General features: G+C 57.1%; 13 protein-coding genes. All 13 read left to right on the top strand.

Annotation, left to right across the window (positions count from 1 at the left end):
- Nucleotides 1-10: 10 nt before the first annotated feature.
- Nucleotides 11-1,207, top strand: coding sequence for a type VI secretion system-associated FHA domain protein TagH (gene tagH / locus V8J63_RS01775; RefSeq protein WP_016772508.1), 1,197 nt, complete (start codon nt 11-13; stop codon nt 1,205-1,207).
- Nucleotides 1,208-1,212: 5 nt separating this feature from the next.
- Nucleotides 1,213-1,713, top strand: a complete 501-nt coding sequence (gene tssJ, locus V8J63_RS01770; protein WP_016772509.1) for a type VI secretion system lipoprotein TssJ — start codon at nt 1,213-1,215, stop codon at nt 1,711-1,713.
- Nucleotides 1,714-1,715: 2 nt separating this feature from the next.
- Nucleotides 1,716-3,047, top strand: a complete 1,332-nt coding sequence (gene tssK / locus V8J63_RS01765) for a type VI secretion system baseplate subunit TssK (RefSeq protein WP_016772510.1) — start codon at nt 1,716-1,718, stop codon at nt 3,045-3,047.
- Nucleotides 3,048-3,052: 5 nt separating this feature from the next.
- Nucleotides 3,053-3,928: a type IVB secretion system protein IcmH/DotU gene (gene icmH / locus V8J63_RS01760; RefSeq protein WP_016772511.1), complete on the top strand. Its 876-nt coding sequence runs from the start codon at nt 3,053-3,055 to the stop codon at nt 3,926-3,928.
- Between the two features lie 14 nt (nt 3,929-3,942).
- On the top strand, nt 3,943-7,482 hold the full coding sequence (gene tssM / locus V8J63_RS01755) for a type VI secretion system membrane subunit TssM (protein WP_336463477.1): 3,540 nt from the start codon (nt 3,943-3,945) through the stop codon (nt 7,480-7,482).
- Complete coding sequence (locus V8J63_RS01750; protein ID WP_041476618.1) at nt 7,482-8,210, top strand: PP2C family protein-serine/threonine phosphatase; 729 nt, start codon at nt 7,482-7,484, stop codon at nt 8,208-8,210. The genes tssM and V8J63_RS01750 overlap by 1 nt, the downstream gene beginning before the upstream one ends.
- Nucleotides 8,207-9,208 (top strand): serine/threonine-protein kinase, encoded by a 1,002-nt coding sequence (locus V8J63_RS01745; protein ID WP_130926256.1) that lies wholly within the window; start codon nt 8,207-8,209, stop codon nt 9,206-9,208. Before V8J63_RS01750 ends, V8J63_RS01745 begins: the two co-directional genes overlap by 4 nt.
- A 28-nt stretch (nt 9,209-9,236) precedes the next feature.
- The gene (locus V8J63_RS01740; protein WP_336463476.1) at nt 9,237-11,279 is read left to right on the top strand and encodes a type VI secretion system Vgr family protein; all 2,043 of its coding nucleotides are present in this window, start codon (nt 9,237-9,239) and stop codon (nt 11,277-11,279) included.
- Nucleotides 11,280-11,328: 49 nt separating this feature from the next.
- Entirely contained in the window at nt 11,329-14,202 is a 2,874-nt protein-coding gene (locus V8J63_RS01735) for a hypothetical protein (RefSeq protein ID WP_130926257.1), read from the top strand.
- Nucleotides 14,192-15,046: a tetratricopeptide repeat protein gene (locus V8J63_RS01730; RefSeq protein WP_130926258.1), complete on the top strand. Its 855-nt coding sequence runs from the start codon at nt 14,192-14,194 to the stop codon at nt 15,044-15,046. The genes V8J63_RS01735 and V8J63_RS01730 overlap by 11 nt, the downstream gene beginning before the upstream one ends.
- 653 nt (nt 15,047-15,699) lie before the next feature.
- Nucleotides 15,700-16,278: a lysozyme inhibitor LprI family protein gene (locus V8J63_RS01725; protein WP_336463475.1), complete on the top strand. Its 579-nt coding sequence runs from the start codon at nt 15,700-15,702 to the stop codon at nt 16,276-16,278.
- Nucleotides 16,279-16,325: 47 nt separating this feature from the next.
- Nucleotides 16,326-16,706 (top strand): hypothetical protein, encoded by a 381-nt coding sequence (locus V8J63_RS01720; protein ID WP_241663583.1) that lies wholly within the window; start codon nt 16,326-16,328, stop codon nt 16,704-16,706.
- 55 nt (nt 16,707-16,761) lie between these two features.
- Nucleotides 16,762-17,223 carry an XAC2610-related protein gene (locus tag V8J63_RS01715; RefSeq protein ID WP_130901940.1) on the top strand — a complete coding sequence of 154 codons (462 nt, stop codon included), beginning with the start codon at nt 16,762-16,764 and terminating at the stop codon, nt 17,221-17,223.
- Nucleotide 17,224: the final 1 nt, after the last annotated feature.

Raw genomic sequence — 17,224 nt, 5'->3', positions numbered from 1 at the left:
AGCATCAAACATGGAATTGGTTTTCGAAATGCTGAACACCAAGCAGTTCGTGCCCACCGAGCTGTGCCAGCGGACCTTCAAGCAGGCCGGCGGCGTGATCGGGCGCGGCGAGGACTGCGACTGGATCATCCCTGACCGCAAGCGGCACCTGTCCAATCATCACGCGATTGTCAGCTACCGCGAGGGCTCGTTCTTCCTTACCGACACCAGCAGCAACGGTGTCCAGGACGGCAGCAGCGGCGCGCGCCTGCACAAGGGCGAGCCGGTGCGCATCGAGCACGGCAGCACCTACATTCTCGGCGACTTCGAGATCCGCGCGCGGCTGGTCCGTGACCCGGCGACCTTCGACGGCGAAGTCGGCCGTCCGCGTGCCGCTGGCAGCATCATTCCGGATGACGCGTTCCTCGACCTCGACCCGCTCAATGCCCTCGAACAGCAAGAGCGCGTCTACTCGGAAATCGACGAACTGCTGTCGCCCACCGCCAAGCCGGAAGACTCCCGTCAACGTGCCGACTACGCGCGCATCGACATGGAAAGCCTGATGGTCCCGGAGCTGATCGCCGCCCCGGTCGAGCCTGAGCCGGCGCCTGCACCGAAAGCCGTCGAGCGTCAGAGCGAAGGTTTCTGGGAACACTTCGGCGCGGCGCTGGGCGTCGACGTCAAAGGCCTCAGCCACGACGAACGCGAAGCGCTGGCGCTCAACGCTGCGCGCCTGCTGCGCCAGAGCATCGGCGGTTTGCAGCAGAGCCTGCGCACCCGCTCCGAGCTGAAAAACGAACTGCGTCTGGCGCAGACCACCGTGCAGGGCACCAACAAGAACCCGCTGAAATTCGCCGTCGATCCGAGCGAAGCACTGCAGATTCTGTTGCAGCCAAGCAAGCCTGGACACCTGCCGGCCGAGCAGGCGATCTCCCGTGCATTCCGTGATTTGCAGGCGCACCAAGTGGCTTTGCTGACCGCCAGTCGCGCCGCCGTGCGAGGCACGCTGGAGCACTTCTCGCCGGAGCAACTGACCCTGCGTTTCGAGCGCGACAGCAAGCCATTGATTGCAACATCGGGTGGGCGCTGGAGAGCGTTCGGCCGCTATCACCAGGCACTGCGTCAGGACGATGACTGGAGCGAGCGTCTGCTGGCCCGCGACTTTGCCCAGGCCTACGAAGAACAGATCCGCCTGATCTCCACCCTCCACACCGACCACCAAGGATGATGCGCATGTCTCGCCGCTCGACCGCTTTTTTCAAGACGCTGACTGCGCTCACCGTGCTGGTGCTGCTTGCCGGTTGCTCGTCGCTGTCGCCGTACTCGAAAGTGACCAAGATCAATCTGAAACTGACCGGCAGCGATCAGCTCAACCCGGACCTCAACGGGCGGCCGTCGCCGATCGTCGTGCGTCTGTTCGAACTCAAGCACCCGGTGACCTTCGAGAACGCTGATTTCTTCAGCCTCTACGAACGCGCCAAGGAATCCCTCAACCCGGATCTGGTGGCCAGCGAAGAACTCGAACTGCGCCCGGGTGAAACCGTGGAACTGAAACTCAGCGTGGAGGAGGGCAGCCGTTACGTGGGCATCCTTGCTGCCTATCGCGACCTGCCGGATACGCAGTGGCGGCACACCGTGCAGATCACTCCGCTGGAACTCACCGAGGCTGATCTGACACTCGATCAGGCCGGTATCCGCAATACCCAACAAGTGCTCGCCAAGGCGGATGACTGATCATGAACACCCATAAAGTCATTTGGCAGGAAGGCATGTTGCTGCGGCCGCAGCACTTCCAGCACAACGATCGTTACTACGATCACCAGATGAAAACCCGCACGCAATTGCTCGGTGGCTACACCTGGGGTTTTCTCAATCTGGAAATCGACTTGCAGTTCCTCAACATGGGCAAACTGGTGATCAGTGAAGCCTCGGGGATTCTGCCGGACGGCAGCCTGTTCGAGCTCGGTGGCAACACCGAGCCGCTGGCGCTGGACGTGCCGCCGAACACCGGCAACACGCCGATCTATCTGGCGCTGCCGCTGGTCACCGGCAACCACATCGAGGCCCGGCGCCCGGAGCAATCCGACGTGCTCGCACGCTACACCGCGTATGACGCCGAAGTCGCCGACTCCAACGCCGGCGATGATTCCGCCAGTCAGGTCAGCTGCGGTCGCCCGGACTTCAAACTGTTGCTCGGCGAGCAGCAGAGCGATCAGGCCTACGTGAAGCTGAAAATCTGCGACGTGCTCGACACCACGCCCGACGGCGTGATCAGCCTCGACCCGGATTTCGTCCCGACCTACATTCAGGCCCACGCCTCCAGCTACCTGCTGTCGTGCCTGAAAGAAGTCATCAGCATGCTCAGCCACCGTGGCGACACCATCGCCGAGCGGATTCGCTCCAACGGCAAGGTCGGCGGCGCTGAAGTCGGCGACTTCATGATGCTGCAACTGATCAACCGTACCGAACTGCTGCTGCGCCATTACCTCGGTCTGGAACAAGTGCACCCGGAAGAGTTGTACCGCACGCTGCTGACCATGCTCGGCGATCTGGCGACCTTCTCCGGCGAGAGCAAGCGCCCGCGTCTGGACAGCCGCTATTCCCACGCCGATCAGGGCGCAAGCTTCCGCAAACTGATGGAAGCGATCCGTCAGGTGCTGTCGATGGTGCTCGAACAGCACGCCATCGAGTTGATCCTGCAGGCGCGTCAGTACGGCATCATCGTCTCGCCGTTGCACGATCACAAACTGCTCGGCTCGGCTTCGTTCGTGCTGGCAGCCAGTGCCAACTGCGACTCCGAAGAACTGCGTCAGCGTTTGCCGCAGCACCTCAAGGTCGGCCCGGTGGAGCGCATCCGCCAACTGGTCAACCTGCACTTGCCGGGGATCAAGGTCAAACCGTTGCCGGTGGCACCACGGCAGATCGCGTTCCACTCGAACAAAACCTATTTCATTCTCGAACTCAGTTCCGAAGACCTGGCACAACTCGAACGCTCCGGCGGTTTCGCGTTCCACGTGTCCGGCGAATTCGCCGAGCTTGAACTGAAATTCTGGGCCATCAGGAACTGACCGACATGATCAAGGAAACGGATTACAACCAGGACGACAAAACCGTCCTGCTCGATCGTCAAGGCCACGGACCGGCATCGAGTCCGCTGACCGACTTCGCCGCGCCGCCGCGTTTCGAGCAACTGGAAGAACGCATGATCTACGCCGCGCGCCTGCGTCCGGCGGAGGCGTTCAACATCAGCCTCAACTCGCTGGTCGCGGCCTCGTCCGACCTGCTCTCGGAAGTGGTGCGTCTCAAGCACAGCGAAACACGCGAAGACCTGTATGCGCTGAATGAGCGGCTGACTGCCGGGCTGAAATTGTTTGAAGTACGCGCCCTGCACAACGGCGCCGAAAGCAGCCAGGTGATGGCCGCGCGTTATGTGCTCTGCACCGTGGTCGACGAAGCTGTCGTGACCACGCCGTGGGGCAACGAAAGCGAATGGTCGCAGATGAGCCTGCTGAGCAGCTTCCACAACGAAACCTTCGGCGGCGAGAAGTTTTTCCAGCTGCTCGATCGGCTGTCGAAAAACCCGGTCAAGCACCTGCCGATGCTCGAGCTGATGTACCTGTGCCTGTCCCTCGGTTTCGAGGGCAAGTACCGCGTACAGGCACGCGGCATGCTTGAGCTTGAAGGCATCCGCGACGCCTTGTACCGGCAGATCCGTCAGTTGCGTGGCGACGTGCCGCGCGAGTTGTCGCCGCACTGGGAAGGCCTCAACGATCAGCGCCGCAATCTGGTGCGCATCGTGCCGGCGTGGATGGTGGTGCTCTTTACTCTGGTCTGCCTGGTGGTGATGTATTCGGGCTTCGCCTGGGTCCTGAGCGAACAACGCGACACCGTTCTGCATCCTTATCAGCCGCTTGATCCAGCCGCGGTGCAACCGCAGGCGCAGCCGTAAAACAGGGACGTGTGATGAAAAAGTTTTTCAAGAAAGTCGGCGCCTTCCTGCGCCAGACCTGGGTCTGGACTCTGCTGCTGGTGCTGTTCGTGGCGCTGCTGGTGTGGTTCGTCGGCCCGTTGTTGGCGGTCGATGATTACAAGTTCTGGGAAAGCGCGACCTCGCGCCTGCTGACCATCAGCGTGCTGTTCCTGATCTGGGGCCTGACCATGGTCTTCGTCAGCTGGCGCGCGGGTATCCGCAAGAAAGCCGAGGAAGAAAGCGAGGACGGTCAGGACCGCATCCGCCGCGAAGAGCTGATCGACGAAGAACAGAAAGAGTTGAAGGCGCGTTTCAAGGAGGCGCTGAAAACCCTGAAGACCTCGAGCCTGTATCGCGGTCGCAGCGAGCGCTGGCGCAGTGACTTGCCGTGGTACCTGCTGATCGGTCCGCAGGCCTCCGGCAAAACCAGCCTGCTGGATTTTTCCGGTCTGGAATTTCCGATCAACAAGATCGACCGCAAGCTGACCCGCGACACCCTCGGCACTCGTCATTGCGACTGGTATTTCGCCGATCACGGTGTCCTGATCGACACCGCCGGGCGCTACACCACTCAACCGGACGCGGAAGTCGACGGCAACGCCTGGACAACCCTGCTGGAACTGCTGCGCAAGCGTCGTCGCGGCCGTCCGTTGAACGGCGTGCTGGTGACCATTCCGGTGGAAACCCTCACCGGCGGCAGTGAGCAGGACATCGAGACCCTCGCGCGCCAGGTGCGCAGCCGTCTGCAGGACGTGCATCAGAAACTCCACGTCGATGTGCCGGTGTATCTGGTCCTGAGCAAGGCTGACAAGCTGCTCGGCTTCGACGAGTTCTTCGATCAACTGACCCGCGAAGAAAGCGATCAAGTGCTCGGCACCAGTTTCCGCAAGGATCAGGTCGGCACCGACGTCACGGTCCTGCGCAACGAGTTCGAAGAGCTGCTGCGCCGCTTGAACAGCCAAGTGATCATGCGCATGCACTCCGAGCGCGACACTCAGCGCCGTGGGCGCATCCTCGACTTCCCGCATCAGTTGGGGCAGATCGGCGAGCGTCTGTGCCTGTTCGTCGACATGGCGTTCACCGGCAACCGTTATCAGCGCGCCACGCAACTGCGCGGTTTCTACCTGACCAGCGCGCCACACCTGACCCAGGAAATGGATTCGACCACCGCCGGCATCGGCGCCAGCCTGGGCATGAACGCCGGCGTGCTGCCGACTCTGCGCAGCGGCCGTTCGCGGTTCATCCACCACTTGCTCAGCCAAGTGATTTTCCCCGAGGCCGATCTGGCCGGTCTGGACAAGCGCGAGCGCAGCCGCATTCATTGGGGCCAGCGTGCGCTGTACGTCGGCGCACTGGCAGCACTGGCACTGTTCGGCATGCTCTGGGCCGGTGGTTTTTCGGCCAACTACGAGCGTCTGGAAAACCTGCGCACGCTGGCGCAGAACTGGACCCAGCAACGCTCGGCCGTCACGCCGCGTGATGACGCCATGGGCGTGCTGAAAGTCCTCGACACCAGCTACGCCGCGACTCAGGTGTTCCCGAGCAAGGGCGACGTCTCGTACCACGAGCGTGGCGGCCTGTATCAGGGCGAAGAGATCAACCCGGTGGTGAAAACCGCCTACGAGCGTGAGCTGGAAGCGCAGTTGCTGCCACGGGTCGCGACCATGCTTGAGGGGCAGATCCGCGCCAACATGAAGGACCGCGATCGCCTGCTCAACAGCCTGCGTGCGTACCTGATGCTGAACATGAAGGATCGTCGCGACGCGGCGTGGCTCAAGGACTGGGTCGCCACTGACTGGTCGCAGCGCTACACCGGCAACACCGCGGTGCAGAACGGTTTGAACACGCACCTCGAGCGCTTGCTCAAGCAGCCGTTCATTTATCCGCTGAACGATCAACTGGTGACGCAGGCGCGTCAGGTCCTGCGCAGCGAATCGTTGGCCAACGTGGTTTACCGCATGCTCCGCGAGCAGGCGCGCAACCTGCCGGACTACCGCTTCAGCCAACACCTCGGCCCGCAAGGTTCGTTGTTCATCGGCACTGAATACGTGATTCCGGGTTTCTACACCCAGCAGGGTTATCAGCAGTATTTCTCGGTGCAGGGCGCGGCGCTGGTCACCGATATCCTGCGCGACAACTGGGTGCTGGGCGAAGGCGCGGGCATCAGCGACATGGACTTGCGTCGCCTGATGGTCGAGCTTGAGCAGCTGTACTTCCGCGACTACGCCAACTACTGGAGCGAAGCCGTTGGCCAGGTCGCACTGCCACCAATCAGCGACGCTGGCGAAGGCGCCGAGCAACTGGCGGGCCTGACTTCGGCCAACTCGCCGGTCCTCGCATTGCTCACCGAGGTGCGTGAAAACACCCGCTTCGAAGCCGCGGCTGATCCGGTCGATGAAGCCGGCGAAGCTGCCGATGCGCTGGCCGGGCAGAAAGGCAAACTGGGCAAGGTCGGCAAACTCGCCGCGGCTGCCGCCGACAAGGCTTCGGCGCTGAACGTGGCGAAGAATCTGCCGGACACCGCGAAGAAATCCCTGCAACGCCGCTTCGAACCGCTGCATCGTCTGCTCGATGACAATAACGGCCCGGGCGCTGACCTGACGCCAGCGTTCAGCGCGCTCAACGACCTGCAACTGCAACTGGCCGGCCTGGCCCGTTCCAGCACGCCGGAGCAAGCCGCGTTCGAGATGGCCAAGACGCGCATGAGCGGCCAGCGTGATGCGCTGACCAACCTGCGCAATGCCTCCGGTCGTCTGCCGCGTCCGCTGAGCGTGTGGTTCAACGTGCTGGCCGAAGACTCGTGGCGTCTGGTGCTCAACGATGCCTATCAATACCTGAACGGCCGTTATCAGAACGAGCTGTACAGCGTGTACGGCAAAACCATCAGCAAGCGCTATCCGTTCAGCGCCAGCAGCACCAGCGACGTGGCGATCAGCGACTTCCGTGAGTTCTTCCGTGCGCAAGGTACCGTCGACCGCTTCTTCGACAGCTACATGCGTCCGTTCGTCAGCGGCGATCCGGGCAACTACCGCATGCGCAGTGTCGACGGTCACAGCCTGCCGGTATCGAAGGTCTACCTCGATCAGATGGCGGCGGCGCAGACCATTCGCCAGAGCTTCTTCTCGATCAACCCGGCCGAGCCGACCGTGCAGTTCAAGCTCGAGCCGTACACCCTCGATCCGGCGGTCAGCCGTTCCGAATTCAAGTTCGGCGACAAGACCATGGAATACCGTCACGGCCCGATCCTGCCAATGACCTTCAAATGGCCGACCGATGCTGAAGACGGTCGCACCAGTCTGGTCATGGACAAAATGGCCGGGCGTCCGATCGGGATCGAGAAAAACTCCGGCCCATGGTCGCTGTTCCGTTTGTTCGACCTGATGCAGACCGAGTACCTGAACGGTCGCGACGTGCTGGTACTGAAAGCCGACGTGGGCGGCCTGCGCGCAAACTACCTGCTGACCAGCCAGCGCACGCCGAACCCGTTCGACATGGGCGTGCTGCGCACCTTCCGTATGCCGGTGCAGCTCTGATGCTGGTGGCCAGTCCCTGGCGCAGCGCGGCGCGTACCGACCCGGGCAAGGTGCGGGCGCGCAACGAAGATGCCTTCCTCGACTCGCCGCAGCACGGGCTGTGGGTGGTCGCGGACGGCATGGGCGGTCATCAGGGTGGCGACATCGCCAGCCAGTTGATCGTCGCCAGCCTGGCTGAGTTGCCGCAACACGAGGACTTCGACGAACGCCTCAAAGCCATCCGCCAGTGCCTGCACTGGCTGAACCGGCGCTTGGGGCAGGAGTTGACGGTCACTGCCGGGCGTCACGACAGCATCATGGGCAGCACCGTCGTCGCGCTGCTGGTGGAAGGCAATCGCGCGGCCTGCATCTGGGCCGGCGACAGTCGTTGCTACATGTGGCGCGGGCAGCGGCTGTATCAACTGTCCAAGGACCATTCGCTGCAACAGCAACTGATCGACGAGCAGCAAATGAGCGTCGAACAGGCGGCAGCGCACCCGGCGGCTCAGGCACTCACCCGAGCCGTCGGCGCCGCCGACACACTGACCCTGGATGTGCTTGAACTCGAGGTCTATCCGGGCGATGTGTTTTTGCTCTGCAGCGATGGTTTGTATCAGGGCCTGAGCAGCGATGCCCTCGGCAACGCCCTCAGCCTCAGCGCGCCGCATGTCGCGCTGGAACGTTTGTTCGACGGCGCTCTGCGGGGCGCCGCGCGCGACAACCTGACTGCCGTGGTGATCCGCCAATGAGTGAACTCGAATCGCCCATCGATGACCTGCTGATCAGCGAAGAACAGGCCAGCAACCTGACCTACTTCGCCTTCGCCAAGGGCAACAAGGCCGAACCGTTGCGGGCGCCGACCAAGGCCAGCATCGGTGCGCTGCCGGATGTACTCGCCGGTCGCTACCACCTTGAGCGTCTGCTCGGGGCCGGTGGCATGGGCGCCGTTTACCGGGCGCGGGATCTGCTGCATGAGCAGTTCGGCGATCCCGACCCTTACATCGCGCTGAAAATCCTCAGCGAAGAATTTGCCGAATCGCCGGACGCCAGTGCCTTGCTCTACAGCGAGTTCGCTCTGACCCGGCGTCTGCGCCACGACAATGTCGTGCGTGCGCACACCTTTGAAGTCGACACCGACTGCCAGCGGGCCTTCATCACCATGGAATACATGCGTGGCCTGACCCTGGACAAATTGCTCTGCGAGCGGCCCCTCGGCCTGCCGTGGCAAGAACTGCGCGACATCGTCCTGCCGCTGCTCGACACGTTGGCCTACGCCCACCGTCGCGGCGTGCTGCACGGTGATCTGAAACCGAGCAACGTCATGCTCAGCGAAGACGGCCTGCGCCTGTTCGACTTCGGTCTGGGGCAGGCAGAGGAGGGCACCTTGCCCGGTCTGCCGCACCTTAGCCGCGAGCGTTTCAACGCCTGGACGCCGGGCTACGCCGCCCCCGAACTGCTTGAGGGCCAACCGTTGTCGGCCAGCGCGGACGTGTACGGCGTGGCCTGCGTGATCTATGAACTGGCGGGCGGCAAACACCCGTTCCGCCGCTTACCCTCGACCCAGGCCCGCGACGAGCACCTGGAGCGCGAGCTGCGCGCCCCAGCGAATCTACCCCAGCACGGCTGGCAAGCGCTGCGAACCGCGCTGAGCTTCAACCCGGCAGAACGCACCATCACTGCCCAACAATTGCGTGACGCCTTGGGCGCCACTTCGTCCTGGCTGCAACGTCTGCGACTTCGGGCGTAACGGATGACATTCGAACAGGGAGCACACGATGTTCAACTCAGCTAACGAAACCCACTTCAGCCTCAAGGTCGAAGACTACGTCGGCGACCTGCAAGTGCTGTCGTTCACCGGCACCGAAGGCATCAGCCAGGCGTATCGCTTCGACCTCGAGCTGGTCAGCGAAAACCCCGATCTGGATCTCGAACAACTGCTGCACAAGCAGGCGTTTCTGGCATTCGATCCACAGGGCTCGGGCATTCACGGGCAGATCTACCGCGTCGCCCAGGGCGATGCCGGCAAGCGCCTGACCCGCTACAAAGTCTCGATCGTGCCGCAACTGCAATACCTGCATCACCGCACCAACCAGCGCATCTACCAGCAGATGTCGGCGCCGAAAATCATCGCGCTGATCCTCGAAGAACACGGCATCAAGAGCAACGCCTACAGCTTCCAGCTCAGCCAGCCGTGCCCGGATCGCGACTACTGCGTGCAGTACGACGAAACCGACCTGCATTTCGTCCAGCGCCTGTGCGAAGAGGAAGGCATTCACTACCACTTCCAGCACAGCGAAAAGGCCCACCTGCTGGTGTTCGGCGACGACCAGACCGTGTTCCAGAACTTGGGGCAGCCAACTGCTTATGTGCAGGGCAGCGGTATGGTCGCCGACGAGCCGGTGATCAAAGCTTTCAAACTGCGCCTGGAAACCCGCACCACGCGCACCACGCGCCGCGACTACGATTTCGAAAAACCGCGCCTGCGAATGGAAGCGGCGTACAAACCCGACGGCGACAGCACCGAGCCGGATCTGGAAGATTACGACTACCCGGGCCGCTTCATCGACCGCGCGCGCGGCAAGTTCCTCAGCCAGCGCGCCCTCGAACGCCATCGCGCCGACTACCGCCAGGCCGAAGGTCGCGGCGACCAGACCAAACTGGTCAGCGGCCACTTCATGGAAATGTCCGACCACCCGCGCAGCGAGTGGAACGACCTGTGGCTGCTCACCGAAATCTTCCACGAGGGCAAGCAGCCGCAAGTCCTCGAAGAAGGCGTGACCAGCGACACCACCGACAACAAGGACGACTTCCACCAGGGCTACCGCAACACCTTCCTCGCCACCCCCTGGGACGTGTTCTACCGCCCGGCCCTCGAACACCCGAAACCGCGCGTACTCGGCAGCCAGACCGCCATGGTCACCGGCCCCAAAGGCGAAGAAATCCACTGCGACCAGTACGGCCGCATCAAAGTGCAATTCCACTGGGACCGTGAAGGCCTCGCCGATGACAAAACCAGCTGCTGGCTACGCGTCTCCAGCTCCTGGGCCGGCGACCGCTACGGCGCCATCAGCATCCCGCGCATCGGCATGGAAGTCCTCGTCACCTTCCTCGAAGGCGACCCCGACCAACCGCTGGTGACCGGCTGCCTGTACCACAAGGAAAATCCGGTGCCGTACGCATTGCCGGCGAACAAGACTCGCAGCGTGTTCAAAACGCTTAGCTCACCGGGTGGCGGTGGGTACAACGAACTGCGCATCGAAGACAAGAAAGGTGCGGAGCAGATCTACATTCATGCCCAGCGGGATTGGGATGAAAACGTTGAGCATGACCAGAAGATTCGGGTCGGTAATGAACGTCACGACACAGTGGTGAAGAACACCTACACCGAGCTGAAAGCCGAGGAACACCGCACGACGATTTCCGACCGCAAGATTGAAGCGAAGCTGGATGATCACCTGACGGTTGGGCAGAACCAGCATGTGAAGCTGGGGACTGCGCAGCTGACCAGTGTGGGGAAAGAGATTCACCTCAAGGCTGGGGACAAGATTGTTATTGAGGCGGGGACAGAGCTGACCATTCTTGGGGGTGGGAGCTTTATCAAGCTTGATGGCGGTGGTGTGACCGTGGTTGGGCCGGTGATCAAGATCAATGCGGGTGGTTCGGCTGGTTCCGGCACCGGGATCGGGATTAAACCGCCGGTGCTGCCGGGGGCGGCGGATAAGGATAAGGCGGGGAGTTTGATGGATCAGGCGTTGGGGAATGCGGTGCCTCAGAAAGCTGACCGTCGACCAATGCGAATGATCAGGTTCTCTGGTTGACCGTCAACGGATCAAAAAGGATTAGGTAAAAGTACAAATGACAGAGCCAGTGAAAGTTAAAAAGTGGTCTTACCCAATAAAGATTGGTGGTGCGGGTGGCACAGATCCACAGCAGTATTACGCGGCATTAGCGAAGGCGCAGGATGGTTATTACCCACTTGGCAGCAATGGCTTGTGGCATGGCGGCGTGCATTTTGATGAGGCTTCCGGATTAGTCTCGGCACAGAGCGAGGTTCGTTGCATCGCTGATGGGCAAGTAGTTGCCTATCGGATCGATGACACTTATCCAGCCACGGTATATACCGACCGTACCGCTTTTGCTTCGACAGGGTTTGTGCTGATTAAGCATGCCTTGGAGGTGCCGTCCCCTCCAGCACCACCTGCTGGAGCAGGTGGACCTCCGCCACCTGCTCCAGCTGCGGGACCGATATTGACGTTTTATAGCCTGTATATGCATCTGTTGGACATGGATGGCTACAGGACGAAAACGCCTATGTTGGAGCGCCCGTCATATTGGGTTAATGGAGGCTACCAAGTAAAAGCGGATGTGAAGGATCCCGTTGAGGGCCTGAATGCGCGCGCAGGGCTTCCCGGATCCGCGGATTACAGCAATATTCTGACGACTTTGCCCCGTGGAACCACGGTGACCACTGGAGAGGCGAGCGCAGATGGGAAATGGCTAAAAGTTGTGAGTGTGACGCCTGAAGCTGATCAGTCCGCGGCTATAGGCGGATGGGTATTCAAAGCCCAAATGAACAGTAAAGGCGGAAATCAGTACTTGATTGGCGAGCTGGCGAAAAACATTCCTGCTAATCAAGCCAAGGGGTTGAGGGTGCGTAGGAGCGGTTCGACCACCGGAGAGGTTATGTCGATACTGCCTGCTGGCACTCAGATTGAGATTAGCCAAGAGGGTGCAGTTGGTAACTACCGAAAGTTAGTAAAAGTTGTGAGTGGAAATCCAATTCCTGCACTTGCTACTGATGAAGCTGGCAATGTTGGAGGTTATGTATGGTTTCCCTCCCTTGAAACTAAGACTGAACCAAAGGATATGGGGAAGGTCGTTTTGCTCGATGAACCAGTGACCATTAAGGCTGGTGCGTTGGTTGGATTTGCAGGTCATTATCAAGAGCACGATGAAGGAGCACCTCGCAACCTAGTGCATGTGGAAGTATTCACGTGCGATGACATTGAGAAATTTGTTTCTCTTAGCCAAGGTGCAGCTGCTGCTTTACCAGACGATCAAAAAAATCTGTTAAAGATTCACAAAGATACGAAGCTAATTACTCATCGCCCAGATATAAGTGCGACCAATCCACCACAAGCCAACGACGCCGGTGTGGTGATTGGATATGATCTGGTTGTTCCCTCAAGTGTTTTAGAGGCCCTGCCGGATTCAAAAAAAATCAAACAATCTACCACTACCCCCAGCACAGGCAACGCTCCCGCAACTACAAGTACGACTAGATGGTGGCACCTCGAAGGGATACTGGGTGACGGCCAAGGAAATCCTATCAGCGGATGGGTGTGCGAAAAGGATTTGATGACCACTCGCCATAAACCGTGGGAATGGGTCGGGTTTAAATTTATTGAAGAGACCGGCAGTAATGCCGATCACTTTTCTTCGTTTCTTCACGATCGCGATATGCTTACCGAGGAAGAAAAAGCTACCTTCGTTCCTCTAGCTAGTAAATCTACTAAAGGCCCGGTAAAGGAAGGGTTGTACGACATTATTGATTCTGATAAAAACGACAAGCTGACATCTACTGAAATCCAAGCAGCACTTGCTAAGCCTTGGTTTGCACAATCTATATCCCAGCTTATCACTAAGTGTGAAAGTGAGTGGTTCTATGATGCGGCGAAATGGGATGCCCTAGATGAACTAATGGGGCATTCAGCGGATCGTCCGAACTTAGATTGGGTTGCGCAAAAGCAGCGAATCAATTCGTTGTCTTGGTGGAAAGAAGTTGCTGCAAAGGTAAGCCTTAATTCAGATGGAAAAATTTGGCACGTACACGTTGTTGCTCTGATAGCTAATTTTGATCGAAAAAAACAATGTGCTTGCAATGCTGTTGTGAAAGTTACCAGATACCATGGTCGTTATGGTCCAGCAGCTTGGGGGAATGGAAAATTGGGGGACGCTCCTCAATGGAGCGCTGTAGAGGCCGCTAGTAACGTATCAGCTTTTGAGAAAAAAGTTATTTCCGTCATGTGTGAAAATGAGGGGAAGGTGAATACTGTTCAAGCGTATGATAGTGAAATAATATCTGCAGGCGCAATGCAAAAAACTGTCAATATCGATGGCGAGGGCGAGCTTCCGATTCAAATCAAAAATTTCAAAAAACTCTATCCTGAAGAGTATGTAGAATTATTTGAAAATCAAGGCTGGCACTTGGACCTGAGTTCAGATAAACCTAGGCTATACTATCAAGATGCTGAGTTTTCAAACGGTGAAAAATTTGAGCGGGAGGCGTTGAAGAATAAATTAAGGGAAGGCTGCGGTGAGTTTAATTTTGGACATGTAATTCAGTGTAAGCCAGTAGCTGTTTTGTCTTGTGCAGTAGGATCGCCTGAATATGTAGAGCTTCAAATCTCAGAATTTGTTGAGCGCTTGAGAGATGTTCGTGTCAAGTCGATAAGTACGTATAGCTTTAATGTTGGGCAGCTATTTCTGTCAACACTTGGCTTAGCTACGGTTTTAGATGAGCACGTCAATCGTCCTGGTAACGTGGGCGCAAATTTGAAAAGTGCGTTAAATAAGTTTTTTTTACAGAACCCTACTGTAAGTAAAGATTTGGCAACCTGGGGTAGTAATCACGCACTCTATGAGCGAAAAATTACCGATATTTATGGACCTAATCGGGTCGGTATGACGGACCCATCAGATCGATATGAAAAGTTGAAGGCGGCGGTTAATGTTCAATAATTTCTTGTTCGCGGTTTTGGCGTTGTTCGCTATTGAGCCTAGTTATGCTGAGAATTCAAGTTTAGGATTGCTTGGCATAAACAATAGCAAGTTAAGCTTTACGGGGTATAACGAAAAATTTGGAGGGTGGAGTGAGGTTGAGTTTAAAAACTCTAAAGCTGAATTCAAGATTTACGCGATTCCTACTAAGGCTGATAATTTAGAAGAAGGAGTTGTGGCCAGTTCTGATGTGAGCATGATGTCTCCTCAGAAAAAATATTTGATCGTTCAAAGAACCAATGCTGGGGAAGTTATTGATGGGGATGGTAATAAAAAAATTTCCTCTCAAGCGTACTGCGACGTGATATCGCTAGAAACAGGTTGTGTTAAAAATATTGGTTCAGTGCAGCAGTGTGATGGTGCTTGGCAGGATGAACGGTGGAAGGACTCTACAGGAGATGTTTTTGATGCTGCTACGGGAGGGGTTCCACCAAGTCGATTGATTTCTAACGTGGCTGGAGTTACTGGAAGCGAATCTCGTGCTAGTGCATTAAAAGATTATGTTTTTATGGGGGTTCCTTCATATATGGCATGTTACCCACCGGAAAAAAGTATTCCAGCATATAACGATGTTGCGTTCTACTTTGCGCAGGGTGGTGAGCACCTATTAGCAATGCAAATTTATGAGCGTCTACTTCCTCTTGCAGCGAATAGGGTACCGTTGAAGCTTAATGTGGCAGATTCGCTCTGGGCGCTTGGTAAACACGAAGAAGCAATGGGCTATTACGTTGATTATCGTTCGGCGATGGCAAAGAAAGGCCTGCTGGGGAAAATGCCCGCGCGAGTTGCAGAACGATTGAAGTAGGTGGGATGATATGAGGCATTAGTGATCGTTTTACTTATGAAAAGAGCCAGTCTTTTATAGACTGGCTGCATAGGCGAAATGGGTAGGTAATAGGTTAGTAATTGTTCGAAAAAATGGCTGTTCATGAGTGGGCTTACAAATTACTTCATTCTCTGCGCCTAATGATCAGTGAAATTAGGAAAGGCCACGTTTTAGTAATGACCAAAAAACGTTGCCTGACTACGGCGTTCCTTATTTTCCATTTTTTGCTAGTTTATTTATTTTGAGATATACACAAATGATCCGACTCTTGCTGCTTTTGCTATTTATATATATGCGGAGGGGACTGAGGAAAAGGGGACGGATTTATTTGTTGCGTTCGATCGCTTTGAATTTGGTTGAGAACTTAAATAGATCTGGCCCGTTTGTCGGTTCTGACTCTATCTTCTGTCGCAGGCCCCTTCAGAATTGAACGGATCAATGAGTTTTTACGGACGCCAAGGAATGCAGATTTTCAGATTCAGCCTCATTTTTTTACTTTCAATACTGTCGCCTGTGGTCATGGCTGAGGGCACGATGATTGCCACCATCCTTCAGGCCGACTTTTCCAAGGACCCGGAAGTCCGGTTGTTGTCAGAGTCGTTGATGTGGGTGGCGGTTCGGATACCCCTTCAATGGCGGTGCGAAATCAATGCCTGGAGAGGAAGGCGTCCGCAGAGCGTCCTGGGCCGGATCCGTGCTTTTCGATAGAGATCACGGAGAGCAAAAAGCAACGGGCCATTGTTCGGCAAACGCTATTGAATGATCCTCAGCGCACAACCGACCCTATCTATTTGGAAATTGTTTATCGCTCGGAGGTCAGCGAGAGCGATCCGACGAATCACCATCAGCGATCCGCCACACTGAAGATCGAAGAAAACGGCCTCTACAATTGGAACAATGAGAGCGAACAGGCATTGGCCGACGTTGAGTGGTTTCCCTCGGGAAATGGTGTTCTTGATCTGATGGTTCCTGACGCGGATGCATTGCTGAATTCTGTATATCGGGATCGTATGAGTCGGCTGGACGAAAGCGGTCAGAAAGCACTGAGGGAAACTCAAAGAGCCTGGATGAAATTTCGAGATGCGGAGTGCCAGGCCGACCCGAAATTGCATAAATCAGTTTTCGGTGAGTGGTCCGATGCCTGCCTAATTCGCGCGACGATAGAGCGTGCTCGCCAATTGGCTTTGGCACCGGACAAGAGCAGACGTTGAAACGGACAAGCCAGAGCATTCGCGCGAAAGCGTCGACTTGGATGAGCATGAACAAACTTTTCTTTCTCTTTTTTGTGCTATTTCCTTTAGGCGCTCAAAGCGCAGTCACCACCGAATCACTTTGCTTCGAACTATCCCAATCGAGCCCGGTAAAGTTCGAACTCCGTACCTACTACGACGAAGCCAGCAAATGGTCCGGTGGCTTCGTCAAGTACGCCAAGTCCAGCGAACCCATTTCCATTGTGCTGACGGATTACGAGGACGAGATGCTCAGTCCCGATGCGCCTTGGCAGAGCACCACAACCTGGTCTGAAGTCATCAACGGCAACGTCACGGGAACCTATCAGTTCGTGTCTCAAGGGACGCACATCGTCTCGATGTCTTACACGAAGAGGTCTAACGGCAAGGTTTTTTCATTTCGGAAATAACACCAGCATCGACTCTTCTCTGGAGTCCGGATGCAAGTGGGAGTAGGGCGAGAACATGCAATTCAAAACTCTTGCGGTATCACTGCTCGGCCTGATGTGGACGATCCCGGCGTTAGCCGAAACCACCACGTTCAGTCCAACCAAAGGCGTCGACGCGACGCTGGTTCTCGAAGGCTCCAAGCTGAGCATCGCGGTTAAAAGCGAAACGCACAGCGAGTCGCGAACAATCGATTTTGAAGCCGAAAACGAACTCCACATGCAGTTCGATGATTTCAACTTCGACGGCGCCAAGGATTTCGCGATCTGGCAGCTCGATGACGGCATGGGCACTTATGACTACTACCGAGTGTTCAATTATCAAGCCATAACCGGCACCTTCGAAGAGTTACAGCCGGACTGCGGCGATGGATTCGTTAACCTGCGCGTCGACAAAAAGCGTAAAGCGTTGCTCAGCACCTACTGGGAAATGAACATGCCCAAGCAATGCATCACCCGATTCACCAAACGCAAAACCTGAA

Source organism: Pseudomonas sp. CCNWLW23 (assembly GCF_037095675.1).
GTDB classification, from domain to species: domain Bacteria; phylum Pseudomonadota; class Gammaproteobacteria; order Pseudomonadales; family Pseudomonadaceae; genus Aquipseudomonas; species Aquipseudomonas atacamensis.
The sequence above is the reverse complement of the archived record's forward strand: the minus strand, read 5'-3'. Positions and strand labels throughout refer to the sequence as shown.

What these genes read in the sequence shown, in the direction of transcription:
- V8J63_RS01730 (WP_130926258.1), top strand. Translation starts at nt 14,192, where the DNA reads ATGTTCAATAATTTCTTGTTCGCGGTTTTGGCGTTGTTCGCTATTGAG.
- tssK (WP_016772510.1), top strand. Translation starts at nt 1,716, where the DNA reads ATGAACACCCATAAAGTCATTTGGCAGGAAGGCATGTTGCTGCGGCCG.
- tssM (WP_336463477.1), top strand. Translation starts at nt 3,943, where the DNA reads ATGAAAAAGTTTTTCAAGAAAGTCGGCGCCTTCCTGCGCCAGACCTGG.
- tagH (WP_016772508.1), top strand. Translation starts at nt 11, where the DNA reads ATGGAATTGGTTTTCGAAATGCTGAACACCAAGCAGTTCGTGCCCACC.
- tssJ (WP_016772509.1), top strand. Translation starts at nt 1,213, where the DNA reads ATGTCTCGCCGCTCGACCGCTTTTTTCAAGACGCTGACTGCGCTCACC.
- V8J63_RS01740 (WP_336463476.1), top strand. Translation starts at nt 9,237, where the DNA reads ATGTTCAACTCAGCTAACGAAACCCACTTCAGCCTCAAGGTCGAAGAC.
- V8J63_RS01745 (WP_130926256.1), top strand. Translation starts at nt 8,207, where the DNA reads ATGAGTGAACTCGAATCGCCCATCGATGACCTGCTGATCAGCGAAGAA.
- V8J63_RS01750 (WP_041476618.1), top strand. Translation starts at nt 7,482, where the DNA reads ATGCTGGTGGCCAGTCCCTGGCGCAGCGCGGCGCGTACCGACCCGGGC.
- icmH (WP_016772511.1), top strand. Translation starts at nt 3,053, where the DNA reads ATGATCAAGGAAACGGATTACAACCAGGACGACAAAACCGTCCTGCTC.
- V8J63_RS01720 (WP_241663583.1), top strand. Translation starts at nt 16,326, where the DNA reads ATGAACAAACTTTTCTTTCTCTTTTTTGTGCTATTTCCTTTAGGCGCT.
- V8J63_RS01715 (WP_130901940.1), top strand. Translation starts at nt 16,762, where the DNA reads ATGCAATTCAAAACTCTTGCGGTATCACTGCTCGGCCTGATGTGGACG.
- V8J63_RS01725 (WP_336463475.1), top strand. Translation starts at nt 15,700, where the DNA reads ATGGCGGTGCGAAATCAATGCCTGGAGAGGAAGGCGTCCGCAGAGCGT.